Here is a 12,658-nt window from a genome sequence, read left to right as displayed (position 1 = left end):
ACCGAGGTCCCCCGGCCCCGCCGAGGTGAGGAGGACCAGCCCATGACCCCGCTGGACATGCTGCGTGAGCACCCGTTCCTGACCGGACTGCCGCCGGAGTGGCTGCCCCGGCTGACCGGGTACGCCCGGCCGGTGGCCTGGCATCCCGGCCATCGGCTGTTCCGCGCCGGTCAGCCGGCGGAGCGGTTCTGGCTGGTCCGGGGCGGCGAGGTGGCGCTGGACTTCCCGGTGCCCGGTCGGGGCGACGTCGGCATCGAGATGATCGGTCCGGGCGGGGTGCTGGGCTGGTCCTGGCTCTTCCCGCCGTACCGCTGGCAGTTCGGCGCGGTCGCCGTGCGGCGCACCACGACGGTGGAGTTCACCGCCGCGGGGGTGCGCCGGTTGATGGACTCCGACGACGCGCTCGGCCGGCAGCTCACCACCCGGTTCATGAGCGTGGTGGTGGACCGGCTCCAGGCGTCCCGGGGCCGGCTGCTGGACCTGTACGGCTACCCGACGTCGTCGGCGAGCTGATAGGTCCGCTTCCGCTGCGGGGGGCGTGGCGCGCCGACCGGCCTCCGCCCGCGCCACCGGCCGATCAGGGTACGCGCGGCGAGCGTCGCGGCGACGGCCAGCAGGACGATCGCGAGCGCCTGACCGAGGAAGGTCCCCACCACGTACGTCAGGTCCTCGGGCCGGGCTGCCACGGGACCGTCGGCCCACTCGGCCAGCTGTGCGTCCAGCCCCGCCGCCAGCACCAGCCACCCCGCCCCGGCGGCGAGCGGACCGGCCGCCGGCCGGGGCAGCAGGATCGCCAGTGGCACCGCCACCAGCAGCGTCACCTGGAGGGCGAGCGCGGCGACCGGGGTGCCGAGCCGGGGGTCCAGCGTCGCCCAGACGTCGAGCGCCACGGCGTCGGCGACCCCCAGCCGGGGCAGCGCCAGCACGAGCAGCGCGCCCGACAGGGCCGCCCCGGCCGCCGTGACCAGGGCGCCCCGGGTGCTCCGGCGCAGCGTCACCGCCAGCAGCGCGAGGACGGCCAGCGACAGCACCCCGACCGCCCACGGCATGCCGGCCACCCGCAGCGCCAGCCGCCCGGTGTCCAGCGGTCCGCACTCCACCGGGTAGTGGTCGCACTCGTACGCCCAGCCGCCCACCCACAGCAGCGTCTCCCACGCCAGCAGCAGCACGCCGACCCCGACCGGCAGCGCCGGCAGCAGCAGGACCCGGCGACCCACGGAGGTGGTCGGGGCGGCCCGCCGCACCAGCCCGGTCAGCCACCGGCAGAGCAGCACCGCCGCCGCAGCGAGCACGACCAGGCTCGGCAGCAGCGGCCAGCCGTCCGGCCGTGGCTGGTGGACCAGTCCGGTGTACGGGGCGAGGTACGTCCCGGCGAGCAGCCCCACGGCGAACACCGCACCGAGCGCGGCGGGCCGCTCCGGGCGTCCGGCGAGCTGCCGTCCCCGTACGTCGCGCCACACGCCGTCGGCCAGGAAGATCGCCGGCTGGATCGCGGCCAGCGCCAGCACGGCGAGCCCACCCCAGAGCACCTCCTCGCCGGCCGGCACGGCCAGCACCTCGTCGGCGAGCATCAGCTCGACCAGGAGCTGCGCGTTGGTCAGCGCGACCGCGGTGAACACGCCGCCGGCGAAGAGCTGCCCGAGCGGGAAGGTCAGCGCGGCGGTGGGGTCGGCCAGCGCGGCGAGGCGGGTGGCCACGCTCGGATGCCGGTCCCACAGCCGCTCCCACAGCCGGCTCGGCAGCCCCCGGGGTGCCGAGGGTCCCTGGTGCAGGGCGACCCGGATGCCGTCCGGGTCGCCCCCGGCGGCGCGCACGTCCGCCTGGTGCTCCCGCAGCCGCAGGAACGCCCGGGTGGTCAGTTCGGCGAGGACGGCCAGGACGGTGGCACGCACCAGCACGCCGAGCGTCTCGCCCGCCGTGGGCGGCTCCGGCGGCCAGATCAGCTGGGCCAGGAGCAGCATCCCGGTGCCCAGCGCGGTGGCCCGGGTGCTGATCCGCAGCACGGTGGCGAAGCGCAGCCGCAGCAGGTCGTGGTTCTGCACGTGGGCCAGCTCGTGCCGGAGCACCGCCTCGAAGACCGCCCGACCCTCCGGGCCCTTCGCCGCGGTGGCGAGCAGTTCCGGCCCGAGCGCCACGTACGGCTTGTCGCCGGTGCCGCCGGTGAACGCCCGCCGTCCCAGCCGGGTGCCGAGCAGCACCGGGGTCGGCCGGCGCAGGGTGACCGAGGCGAGCACCTCGGCGATCACCTCCTCGGCGGCGCGGAACATGCCCGGTTCCAGCGGCCGGGTGTGGCGCCGCTGCCGCCGGGTCTGCCAGGCGAACAGCACCACCCCGGGGACCGCCATCAGGTTGAAGAAGTTCGACATCCGCACGAACATCTCGCTGCACGGGTGGTCGAGCACGTCCCCGAGGCCGCAGCCGGGCCGGGCGAGCACGGTCAGCCCGAACACGACGGCGAGCAGCACCGCCGAGCTGAACACCAGCGCGGCGAGCGGGAGCAGCAGGAAACCGGTCTCGTCCGGCCGTCCGCGCCAGACCGGGGTCGGCGCGCTCACCGGTCGGGCTCCGCGTCGAGCACCAGGGCCGTGACCACGGCGTCGGCGATGGCCACGGCGAGGGCCGGTTCGGCGCCCAGCGCGGCGGCCCGCGCGGACGCCACGGCCCGCACCCGGGCCAGTTGCTCCCGGCTGAACTCGGCCGGCGGGGGCGGCGCCGGCCGCCGGCGCAGCGCGCCGAACAGGCCGCGGGTGGCCCGGCCGCCGAGCTGTTCCAGCTCGCCCTCCGCGCCGCGCAGCAGCGCCCCGGTCACGGTCGCGCAGACCAGCGTCACCACCGGCGTCACGGTGGCGACCGCGTCGAGCACCCCGAACTCCAGCCGACCGCCGTCGGTGGAGGTGTCCACCCCGGTCAGGTACGGCGCGGCGAGCATCTCGAAGGCGGGCAGCTCCTCGGGGGCGAGGCGGGCGATCACCGTACGGGCGAGCGCGGCGGTCCGGTCGACGTCGACGGGTCTGCGTGACATGCCTCATTGGTAGCGGGCGGTGACCACCCGTGCCACGGTGGGCACTGTCCGTTATCCGTCGCCGCCCCGCGTCGGGTCGGCACGCCCATGCACGATCAACTCGTCCACCTCCAGCCGGCCGATGCGCAGCTCCCTGATCACGGCCCGGCGCACCGCCAACCGGCCGATCGCCAGTACGCCCAGCGCGGTGGCCCCGCCGGCGAGCGCGGACACCGCCAGCGAACCGATCGCCGCGGCACCGATCGCCCGGGCGCCCACCGCCAGGGCGCCGGTCGCCACCGCGCCGACCGCGCGCGGACCGGCGACGCCCCGTCGACCCCGCCGCTCCCACATCCCCCGCATGTGCCGATCCTGCGCGCCAACGATCCGCGCCACCCCGTGGCCACCCGCACCTCCACCGGCCGGGTGAACCTCCGAACGCCGAAAGGCCCCGAGCCCGGAAAGGCTCACCCCGACGCCGCCGTCACCGCCGCTCCAGCCCACCCGCCCGACGAACTGCCCGCACACCCCGGACACCAGCCCGGGAGGTCTTCGAGCGGGCCAGCCCGATCCGGGTGCACTTTGCCGGAAAGCGTGGCTATCCGGCCCCGAATAGCCACGCTTTCCGGGAAAGTGTCGCCTCCAGCACCGGGGCCCCGGGGCGGTGGCGGTGGGGTGGGCGGTGTGGCCGGCGGTCCGGAAGTGTCGGAGTGGGTGCGTATCGTCCGGGGGCGTGACGGCCGACCTTCAGCTGCGCCCGGTGCGCGACGACGACCTGTCCGTGCTCTTCGGCCACCAGCAGGATCCGCAGGCGAACTGGATGGCTGCCTTCGGTCCCGCCGACCCGACCGACCGGGCGGCCTTCGACGCGCACTGGGCGCGGATCCGCGCCGACCCGCGGAACGTGGTGCGCGCCGCCACCGTCGCCGGCGAGGTGGTGGGATACGTGACCGCCTTCCCGGTCGAGGAACGCACCGAGGTCAGCTACTGGATCGATCCGACCCGCTGGGGCCGGGGGTACGCCACCGCCGCGCTCGCCGCGCTGCTGCGCGAGCTGCCGCAGCGGCCGGTGCACGCCCGCGCCGCCAAGGACAACCGCGCCTCCCTCGCCGTGCTGCGCAAGTGCGGCTTCGTCGTGGTCGGCGAGGACTCCGGGTACGCCGCCGGCCGCGGCACGGAGGTGGAGGAATGGGTGCTGGAGCTGCCCGCCGAGGCGGCTGACCAGCGCAACCACTAGTGTCCCCGGGGTGAACTGGCTGGAACTCGTCGGCTGGGCCGGCTCCGCGCTGCTGGTCTGGTCCCTGCTGCAGACGCGCATCCTGCGGCTGCGCGCGCTCAACCTCGTCGGCTGCCTGATCCTCATCGGCTACAACGCCGCCGTGCACGTGTGGCCCATGGTCGGCCTGAACGTGGTGCTCGCCGTGATCAACGTGTGGTACCTGCGCAAGATGCTGGCCACCCGGCACGACGAGGAGACCTACCAGGTGGTCGAGGTGGGCGTGGACGACCAGTTCCTGGCGCACACGCTGCGGGTGCACGCCGCCGACATCGCCCGGTTCAACCCCGACTTCCGGTGGCCGGCGCCCGCCGCCGAGCGGTCGGCGTTCCTGGTCGTGCGCGCCGACGAGGTGGTCGGCGTGGTGCTCTCGCACGCCGAGCCCGACGGGGTGGCCCAGATCGACCTGGACTACGTCACCCAGCGGTTCCGCGACTTCACCCCGGGGGAGTTCGTCTACCGCCGCAGCAGCCTGTTCACCGACCGGGGCTTCCGCCGGGTGGTCAGCCCGCCCGGCATGGTCGCCCCCTACTACCACCGGCTCGGTTTCCGCCCCGAGGGCGGCTCGTACGTGCTGGACCTGCCGACCTCCACCCCGGCGTAGGCGGCACCCGCCCGGAGGATTCACCCGGGTCCGCGCTGGGCACTGACAGGCCTACGCCGGTCGGGTCCTCCGTCCGGCGGTGTCGGCCATGGCGGCCGGCGCCGGTCGCGTGAGGGAGAGAACCGGGCGTGCAGAGCTACTGGAGCCAACTGGCCCTGGTCGGAGTCCTGGTGGTCCTGAACGCGATCTTCGCGGGCAGCGAGATGGCGCTGGTGTCGCTGCGCGACAGCCAGGTGCAGCGGCTGGAACGCGTCAGCCGGGCCGGGCAGGTGCTGGCCCGCCTCGCCAAGGACCCGAACCGGTTCCTCGCCACCATCCAGATCGGCATCACGCTGGCAGGTTTCCTGGCCTCCGCCGCCGCGGCGGTCTCGCTGGCCAAGCCCCTGGTGCCGCTGCTCGGGTTCTTCGGCGGCGCCGCGGAGACGGTCGCCATCGTGGTGGTCACCCTGGCCCTGACCTTCGTCACCCTGGTCTTCGGCGAGCTGGCGCCGAAGCGGATCGCCATGCAGTCCGCCGAGCGGTGGGCGCTGCTGGTGGCCCGCCCGCTGGACCTGCTGGCCAGCGTCACCCGGCCGGCCGTCTGGGCCCTCGGCGCCACCAGCGACCTGGTGGTACGCCTGGTCGGGCTCAACCCGAAGCACCAGCCCGAGGAGATCGGCCCGGACGAGCTGCGCGACATCGTCGCCGGCAACCACGGCTTCACCAAGGAGCAGCGCACCATCATCGCCGGCGCGGTGGAGATCGCCGACCGGCAGCTCCGGGCGGTCCTCGTACCCCGGTTGCAGGTCTTCACGCTCGACAGCGGGACCACCGCGGAGGCCGCCCGGCTGCTGCTGGCCGCCACCGGCCACTCCCGGGCCCCGGTGGTCCGGCACGGCGGCCTGGACGACGCGGTCGGCGTGATCCACCTCCGTGACCTCGTCGGCGTCCCCGAAGACCGTCCGGTCGACGAGTGCGCCCGCCCGCCCATGCTGCTGCCCGATTCGCTGCCGGTGGTGGACGCGCTGCGCCAGTTCAAGGCGGAGCGGCAGCACATCGCCCTGGTGGTGGACGAGCGCGGCGCCGTCGACGGGATCGTCACCCTGGAGGACATCCTCGAGGAGATCGTCGGGGAGATCTACGACGAGACCGACCGGGACGTCCGTTCGGTGCGCACCGAGGCCGACGGCGCGCTGCTGCTGCCCGGCACCTTCCCCGTGCACGACCTGCCGGACATAAGCGTCGAGGTGCCCGCCCGCCCGGCCGGCGACTACACCACCGTCGCCGGCATGGTGCTGGCCTGCCTCGGGCACATTCCCACCGTCGCGGGGGAGAGCGTCACCATCGACGCCTGGGAACTGGAGGTGTCGGCGATCGACCACCGGGCGATCACCCAGGTCCGGCTGCGCCGCGTCGCCCAGCCCGCCGACGAGAGCGCCGACCAGGAGGAACAGCTCCTGGACGAGGCCCGCAGCTGACCCGACGGCGGCCGGGCGGCCACCCGCCCGCCGGCCATCCGTGCCGGCCGGGGAGAACGACGAGAACCGGTGGCCGGACGACGGCCGCGAGCTCGGGTCAGGGTCCCGGGTCGCCGAACGGGAAGCCGGACACGGGCGGCAGGAGCTGCACCTGGTCGGCGGGGAGCTGCCGGCTGCCGCGGCTCAGCGCCCGCGCCACCACCCGGATCGCCCACGGCCCCGATGGGTGCCGCTCCGCCCCGATCAACCGCCCCACAACCCGGCTCCACCAGTGCCGGGTGACGATCACGTCGGTCAGCCGCAGCCGGCCGTCCGGGAAGCCCCCGCGCACCACCACGTCCACCACCCGGCCGAGCCGCCGGCCGTGCAGGTCGTACGCGGCGCGGCCGAGCAGCTCACCCGCTCGCACGGTCGGCTCCCGGGATCCGGTCGATCAGGTGCCGGCGCAGCCAGGCCTCCGCCGGCGGCCGGGGCAACTCGTCCGCGTGGGTGCGCAGCCGTACCGCGCTGTCGATCCGGGCGACCTGGGCGAACGGGATCCGCAGCGGCCGCACCGGCGGGTCGTCGGCGAGCCGGTCGGCGACCGCGACCAGGAACCGGCCCGTCCGCCCACCGATCCGCCGGGCGAGCGCCGCCTGGCCGGTGAGCAGGAAGGCCAGGTACGGGACGCCGTCGGCGTCGACCGCGAACTCCACGTCGTCGACCTTGCCCACCAGCCGGCCGTCGCGGTCCACGATCTGCCGGTCCAGCAACTGCCGACCCAACTGGAGCCTCATCGGCCCATCCCCGTCGTGACGGCGAGCGGGATCGCGGCCACCGACGCCGCCACGATCACCACCAGGAACACCGCGCCGAGCAGGTTCAGCAGCGGCCCGTTGACCCGGTCGCCCAGGTACGTCCGGTCGTTGGCGACGATCAGGATCGGCAGGTACGTCAGCGGCAGCGCCACCGCGCTGACCACCAGCATGTACTCGGTCAGCCGCACCGGGTCGACCGAGGTGAGGAGCACCAGCACCCCGAGCAGCACGCTGACCAGCAGCACGCTGTGGAAGCGGGCCGCGTCCCGGGGGCTGACCCGCTTGCCCCACTGCCAGCCGAAGTACTGCGCCGCCGCGTACGCCGCCGACAGCCCCGTCTCCAGCGCGGCGCCGAAGGTGACCGCGAAGAACGCCAGCGCGGCGATCGCCAGCCCCACCCCGCCGAACGCGATGACCACCGGCGCGGCCACCTGGTCGAGCGTCGACAGCGAGGTCCCCGTCGGGTGGAAGACCACCGCGGCGGTGGCCACCAGCGACAGGGCGAGGAACCCGCCCACGGGGAAGCCGACCAGCACGCTCGCCCGGGCGTCGGCCAGGTCCGCGGCGCTCCACTTCTCCTCCACCCCGCCCGAGGAGAAGAAGAACACCTCGTACGGGCTGACCGTGGAGGCGAACAACGCCACCGCCACGAACCAGTACGCCGCCCAACCCTGCCCGGCCGCGCCGGGGTGCAGCGCGCCCCGGGCCAGCGCGCCCCAGTCGGTCGGCAGCCGGAACAGCGCCACCGCGAACACCACCAGGGCCAGGCCGGCCAGCCCGAAGACCCGCTCCATCAGCTGGAAGCGCATCCGCCACAGCACCAGCCAGACCCCGAACGCGGCCACCGGCACCCACAGCAGGTAGCTCACCCGGGAGGCCAGGTGCAGGGCGAGCGCCACCCCGCCCAGCTCGGCGGCCAGGGTGAGCACCGTGACCAGGTAGGAGGCGACCAGGTTGAGCAGCGCGACGCGCGGCCCGAGCCGCTCCCGGACCAGGTCGAACACCGCCCGGCCGCTCACCGCCGCGATCCGGCCGGCCATCTCCGCGTACGCGCAGATGCCGACCACCCCGGCCACCAGCACCCAGGCGTGTCCCATGCCGAAGCGGGCGCCCGCCTGGCTCGCCGCCACGAGGTCGCCGATGTCGACGAAACCGCCGACGGCCGACAGCACGCCGAGCGTGGCGGCCAGCAGCTTCTTCACCTCGGGTACGCGTCGGCCGGCGTCATCGAGGCCGACGATAGCGGCGCGCGGACCCGCTTTCCCGGCAAACCGGGCAGGCGCGGTCGGTCAGCCGGCGGTGAGGTTCTGCAGGCGGACCTGGCCGCGCGAAACCAGCCGGCCCTCCCCGTCGGTGATCTCCACCTGCCAGAGCTGCTGGCTGCGACCCCGGTGCACCGGAGTGCCGACGGCGGTCAGCTCGCCGTCGCGGACCGCGCGGAGGAAGTCCGTCTGGTTGGACACGCCGACCACGGTGCCGCGCCCGCCGAGCCAGATCGACCCGCCGACGCTCGCCGCCGTTTCCACCACCGCGCAGTACACGCCGCCGTGCTGGATGCCGAACGGCTGGTGCAGCTCGGGGCGGACCTCCCAGCGGATGACCACCCGGTCCGGGCCGACCTCGTCCAGCTTCAGCCCGAGCAGGGCGACCAGCCCGCCCGTCAGGTCCGGCATCTCCACGACGTTCCTCCTCGATTCGCGGAGCCGCCAGCCTAGTCAACCGCCGGAACGACCAAACCCGGTACGGTCCGGTGCCCGGCATGGGGGAGAATCGGTGACCGTGACCGACAGCAACCTCCCGCACGGGCGGGACTCCCTGACCGAAGACCTGCGGTGGCGGGGCCTGATCCAGGACTCGACCGGCCTCGACGAGCTGCGCGAGCTGCTCGACGGCGGGAGCGCCACCTTCTATGTGGGCTTCGATCCGACCGCGCCCAGCCTGCACGTCGGCCACCTCATGCAGGTCACCACCGCCCGCCGGCTCCAGCTCGCCGGCCACCGCCCGCTGCTGCTGGTGGGCGGGGCGACCGGGCAGATCGGCGACCCGAAAGAGAGCGCCGAGCGGACGCTCAACCCGCCGGAGGTGGTCGCCGGCTGGGTCCAGCGCATCCACGACCAGCTCTCGCCCTTCGTGTCGTACATCGGGGAGAACGCGGCGCAACTGGTCAACAACCTGGACTGGACCGGCGAGATGTCGGTGGTCGAGTTCCTCCGCGACGTCGGCAAGCACTTCCCGGTGAACAAGATGCTGGCCCGGGAGGTGGTCCGGGCGCGGCTGGAGACCGGCATCAGCTTCACCGAGTTCAGCTACCAGCTGTTGCAGGCCAACGACTTCTTCGAACTGCACCGCCGGCACGGCTGCCAACTCCAGTACGGCGGCTCCGACCAGTGGGGCAACATCACCGCCGGCGTCGACTACGTGCGGCGTCGGGGCGCCGGCCCGGTGGAGGCCTTCACCACCCCGCTGGTGACCCGGTCCGACGGGACGAAGTTCGGCAAGACCGAGGGCGGGGCGGTCTGGCTCGACCCCAACATGACCAGCCCGTACGCCTTCTACCAGTTCTGGGTCAACGCCGACGACCGGGACGTCACCCGCTACCTGCGCTACTTCAGCTTCCGCTCCCGTGAGGAGATCGAGGCGCTGGAGAAGGAGACCGCCGAGCGGCCGGCCGCCCGGTCGGCCCAGCGGGCCCTCGCGGAGGAGTTGACCACCCTGGTGCACGGTGAGCGGGAGATGGCCCAGGCCGTCGCCGCCAGCCAGGCGCTCTTCGGCCGGGGGTCGCTCGACGAGCTGACGCCCGAGACGCTGCGGGCCGCGCTGACCGAGGCCGGCCTGGTCCACCTGGACGCGTTGCCCGACGTGGCCGGGCTGCTGCGCGACTCCGGACTGGTGCCGAGTCTCAAGGAGGCGAGGCGGGTGATCGCCGAGGGCGGCGCCTACGTCAACAACACCCGGGTGACCGAGGTGGACGCGACGGTCGCGCCGGAGGACCTGCTGCACGGCCGGTACCTGGTGCTGCGCCGGGGCAAGCGGTCGTTCGCGGGGGTTGAGCTGCGCGGATAGTCGCCGCTTGATGGTGTGACGGGGGACGCGCCCGGCCGAGTTGACGATCAACTCGCCGGGCGCGTAACTTTCTCTCTGCCAGCGCGGAACGGACGAAACAGGCGAAAGACCTGGTAGGCCGGGCGCGGGAATGGTCTGAGGGTCGGCCGGGTCGCTATCCGGCACGGTCCTGGATCGGGCTCCCCAAGGTTTGCGAAAGCCGGTGGGAGTGCGGGAATGACCCCAGGCTCGGATGGGTTGTAACCCATGTGAGCTTGGACCGGGCGGTGCCCCGGATCGGCCTGAGGGCCGATTTGGTGACGCGGAGCCGACCGGGTATGGTTCATCGCCGGTAGGGAACCGGGCGTGCTTGTGGGAGACCGCAGCGGCCGGCCTGTCGGAAGCCATGAGGACAGCGGTGAGAGCCGGTGGTAATTGTGGTGCCCGTAATTGTGGTGGAAGTGGTGCGGATCGCGACAGAGCGGTTTGACACGGCGGATATCAGCGGGTAACGTAGTAAAAGTGCCCGGCGCGGAAGCGGCGGTTACGACAGAGCGAGAATTGCCCCGGGTCGGGGGTCCTCTTCGGGGGGTTTCCGGGCGGTGTGTGGTTGTTCTTTGAGAACTCAACAGGGTGCTTGATAAGCCAGTGCCAATTATGATTTATACCCCGGACTGGCAGTTCTTCTTCGGGAGTGCTGTTGGTTGGGATTCCTTTGGCAACACTTTTGTTGTCAGGACAGTTTTTCGACAAGTTTTTGTTGGAGAGTTTGATCCTGGCTCAGGACGAACGCTGGCGGCGTGCTTAACACATGCAAGTCGAGCGGAAAGGCCCTTCGGGGTACTCGAGCGGCGAACGGGTGAGTAACACGTGAGCAACCTGCCCTAGGCTTTGGGATAACCCCGGGAAACCGGGGCTAATACCGAATATGACCTGGCCTCGCATGAGGCTTGGTGGAAAGTTTTTCGGCCTGGGATGGGCTCGCGGCCTATCAGCTTGTTGGTGGGGTGATGGCCTACCAAGGCGACGACGGGTAGCCGGCCTGAGAGGGCGACCGGCCACACTGGGACTGAGACACGGCCCAGACTCCTACGGGAGGCAGCAGTGGGGAATATTGCACAATGGGCGGAAGCCTGATGCAGCGACGCCGCGTGAGGGATGACGGCCTTCGGGTTGTAAACCTCTTTCAGCAGGGACGAAGCGTAAGTGACGGTACCTGCAGAAGAAGCGCCGGCCAACTACGTGCCAGCAGCCGCGGTAAGACGTAGGGCGCGAGCGTTGTCCGGATTTATTGGGCGTAAAGAGCTCGTAGGCGGCTTGTCACGTCGACCGTGAAAACTTGGGGCTCAACCCCAAGCCTGCGGTCGATACGGGCAGGCTAGAGTTCGGTAGGGGAGACTGGAATTCCTGGTGTAGCGGTGAAATGCGCAGATATCAGGAGGAACACCGGTGGCGAAGGCGGGTCTCTGGGCCGATACTGACGCTGAGGAGCGAAAGCGTGGGGAGCGAACAGGATTAGATACCCTGGTAGTCCACGCTGTAAACGTTGGGCGCTAGGTGTGGGGGGCCTCTCCGGTTCCCTGTGCCGCAGCTAACGCATTAAGCGCCCCGCCTGGGGAGTACGGCCGCAAGGCTAAAACTCAAAGGAATTGACGGGGGCCCGCACAAGCGGCGGAGCATGCGGATTAATTCGATGCAACGCGAAGAACCTTACCTGGGTTTGACATGGCCGCAAAACTCACAGAGATGTGAGGTCCTTCGGGGGCGGTCACAGGTGGTGCATGGCTGTCGTCAGCTCGTGTCGTGAGATGTTGGGTTAAGTCCCGCAACGAGCGCAACCCTCGTTCGATGTTGCCAGCGCGTTATGGCGGGGACTCATCGAAGACTGCCGGGGTCAACTCGGAGGAAGGTGGGGATGACGTCAAGTCATCATGCCCCTTATGTCCAGGGCTTCACGCATGCTACAATGGCCGGTACAATGGGCTGCGATACCGTGAGGTGGAGCGAATCCCAAAAAGCCGGTCTCAGTTCGGATCGGGGTCTGCAACTCGACCCCGTGAAGTCGGAGTCGCTAGTAATCGCAGATCAGCAACGCTGCGGTGAATACGTTCCCGGGCCTTGTACACACCGCCCGTCACGTCACGAAAGTCGGCAACACCCGAAGCCGGTGGCCCAACCCCTTGTGGGAGGGAGCCGTCGAAGGTGGGGCTGGCGATTGGGACGAAGTCGTAACAAGGTAGCCGTACCGGAAGGTGCGGCTGGATCACCTCCTTTCTAAGGAGCACCTTCACCCGAAAGGGTGCAAGGAGCCCGCGCCATCCGAATGTGGTGGCGGGGTGCTCAATGGCGGAGACACTGGCGAGTCTGGTCCTGGCAACGGCCGGGTTCCTCCTAGTACGACCACCTTGGTGGTAGGGAACGGGGTCCTGGTGCGGCTGGGCACGGATGTAGAGCACCCTGTTGGGTCCTGAAGGAACAACC

12 protein-coding genes and 1 rRNA gene are annotated in these 12,658 nt (G+C 71.7%); 6 read left to right on the top strand and 7 right to left on the bottom strand.

What is annotated here, in order from left to right; all coding sequences use genetic code 11:
• The first annotated feature begins 42 nt into the window (after positions 1 to 42).
• Positions 43 to 513 carry a cyclic nucleotide-binding domain-containing protein gene (locus FHX75_RS08900; protein ID WP_154937978.1) on the top strand — a complete coding sequence of 157 codons (471 nt, stop codon included), beginning with the start codon at positions 43 to 45 and terminating at the stop codon, positions 511 to 513.
• On the opposite strand, the gene FHX75_RS08895 is transcribed toward FHX75_RS08900, so the two are convergent.
• The 3 genes from FHX75_RS08895 to FHX75_RS08890 are packed head-to-tail and all read right to left on the bottom strand — an operon-like array spanning position 489 to position 3,364.
• Positions 489 to 2,555, bottom strand: a complete 2,067-nt coding sequence (locus FHX75_RS08895) for a M48 family metalloprotease (RefSeq protein WP_170285320.1) — start codon at positions 2,553 to 2,555, stop codon at positions 489 to 491. The two genes, FHX75_RS08900 and FHX75_RS08895, sit on opposite strands and share 25 nt — an antisense overlap.
• The gene (locus FHX75_RS30665) at positions 2,552 to 3,022 is read right to left on the bottom strand and encodes a hypothetical protein (RefSeq protein WP_170285319.1); all 471 of its coding nucleotides are present in this window, start codon (positions 3,020 to 3,022) and stop codon (positions 2,552 to 2,554) included. The genes FHX75_RS08895 and FHX75_RS30665 overlap by 4 nt, the downstream gene beginning before the upstream one ends.
• A 51-nt stretch (positions 3,023 to 3,073) precedes the next feature.
• Entirely contained in the window at positions 3,074 to 3,364 is a 291-nt protein-coding gene (locus FHX75_RS08890; RefSeq protein ID WP_246157797.1) for a hypothetical protein, read from the bottom strand.
• 370 nt (positions 3,365 to 3,734) lie between these two features.
• Between FHX75_RS08890 and FHX75_RS08885 the strand changes: the two genes are divergently transcribed.
• The 3 genes from FHX75_RS08885 (at position 3,735) to FHX75_RS08875 (ending at position 6,338) form a co-directional block, all read left to right on the top strand.
• On the top strand, positions 3,735 to 4,238 hold the full coding sequence (locus FHX75_RS08885) for a GNAT family N-acetyltransferase (RefSeq protein WP_154937974.1): 504 nt from the start codon (positions 3,735 to 3,737) through the stop codon (positions 4,236 to 4,238).
• 10 nt (positions 4,239 to 4,248) lie between these two features.
• The gene (locus FHX75_RS08880) at positions 4,249 to 4,881 is read left to right on the top strand and encodes a YgjV family protein (protein ID WP_154937972.1); all 633 of its coding nucleotides are present in this window, start codon (positions 4,249 to 4,251) and stop codon (positions 4,879 to 4,881) included.
• Positions 4,882 to 5,009: 128 nt separating this feature from the next.
• Entirely contained in the window at positions 5,010 to 6,338 is a 1,329-nt protein-coding gene (locus FHX75_RS08875) for a hemolysin family protein (RefSeq protein WP_154937970.1), read from the top strand.
• Positions 6,339 to 6,435: 97 nt separating this feature from the next.
• Here the strand turns inward: FHX75_RS08875 and FHX75_RS08870 are convergent, their stop codons facing one another.
• The 4 genes from FHX75_RS08870 to FHX75_RS08855 all read right to left on the bottom strand — a co-directional run bounded on the left by FHX75_RS08870 (position 6,436) and on the right by FHX75_RS08855 (position 8,808).
• Positions 6,436 to 6,747, bottom strand: a complete 312-nt coding sequence (locus FHX75_RS08870) for a PRC-barrel domain containing protein (protein WP_154937968.1) — start codon at positions 6,745 to 6,747, stop codon at positions 6,436 to 6,438.
• Positions 6,734 to 7,114, bottom strand: coding sequence for a hypothetical protein (locus tag FHX75_RS08865; RefSeq protein ID WP_154937966.1), 381 nt, complete (start codon positions 7,112 to 7,114; stop codon positions 6,734 to 6,736). Before FHX75_RS08865 ends, FHX75_RS08870 begins: the two co-directional genes overlap by 14 nt.
• Positions 7,111 to 8,337 carry an NRAMP family divalent metal transporter gene (locus tag FHX75_RS08860; RefSeq protein ID WP_154937964.1) on the bottom strand — a complete coding sequence of 409 codons (1,227 nt, stop codon included), beginning with the start codon at positions 8,335 to 8,337 and terminating at the stop codon, positions 7,111 to 7,113. The genes FHX75_RS08865 and FHX75_RS08860 overlap by 4 nt, the downstream gene beginning before the upstream one ends.
• A gap of 87 nt (positions 8,338 to 8,424) precedes the next feature.
• Positions 8,425 to 8,808: a PaaI family thioesterase gene (locus FHX75_RS08855; RefSeq protein WP_172894699.1), complete on the bottom strand. Its 384-nt coding sequence runs from the start codon at positions 8,806 to 8,808 to the stop codon at positions 8,425 to 8,427.
• Between the two features lie 106 nt (positions 8,809 to 8,914).
• On the opposite strand from FHX75_RS08855, the gene tyrS reads away from it, so the two are divergent.
• Both tyrS and FHX75_RS08845 read left to right on the top strand, forming a co-directional pair.
• Positions 8,915 to 10,198 (top strand): tyrosine--tRNA ligase, encoded by a 1,284-nt coding sequence (tyrS, locus tag FHX75_RS08850; protein WP_170285349.1) that lies wholly within the window; start codon positions 8,915 to 8,917, stop codon positions 10,196 to 10,198.
• Positions 10,199 to 10,934: 736 nt separating this feature from the next.
• Positions 10,935 to 12,451: ribosomal RNA gene (locus FHX75_RS08845) — 16S ribosomal RNA — on the top strand.
• Positions 12,452 to 12,658 lie beyond the last annotated feature (207 nt).

Origin of the sequence: Micromonospora palomenae (assembly GCF_007829925.1) — a bacterium.
In the GTDB taxonomy this organism is placed as follows: Bacteria; Actinomycetota; Actinomycetes; order Mycobacteriales; family Micromonosporaceae; genus Micromonospora; species Micromonospora purpureochromogenes.
Note: the sequence above shows the minus strand (reverse complement) of the source record. Positions and strands in the feature narration are given on the sequence as shown.

What these genes read in the sequence shown, in the direction of transcription:
- FHX75_RS08900 (WP_154937978.1), top strand. Translation starts at nt 43, where the DNA reads ATGACCCCGCTGGACATGCTGCGTGAGCACCCGTTCCTGACCGGACTG.
- FHX75_RS30665 (WP_170285319.1), bottom strand. Translation starts at nt 3,022, where the DNA reads ATGTCACGCAGACCCGTCGACGTCGACCGGACCGCCGCGCTCGCCCGT.
- FHX75_RS08890 (WP_246157797.1), bottom strand. Translation starts at nt 3,364, where the DNA reads ATGCGGGGGATGTGGGAGCGGCGGGGTCGACGGGGCGTCGCCGGTCCG.
- FHX75_RS08865 (WP_154937966.1), bottom strand. Translation starts at nt 7,114, where the DNA reads ATGAGGCTCCAGTTGGGTCGGCAGTTGCTGGACCGGCAGATCGTGGAC.
- FHX75_RS08855 (WP_172894699.1), bottom strand. Translation starts at nt 8,808, where the DNA reads ATGCCGGACCTGACGGGCGGGCTGGTCGCCCTGCTCGGGCTGAAGCTG.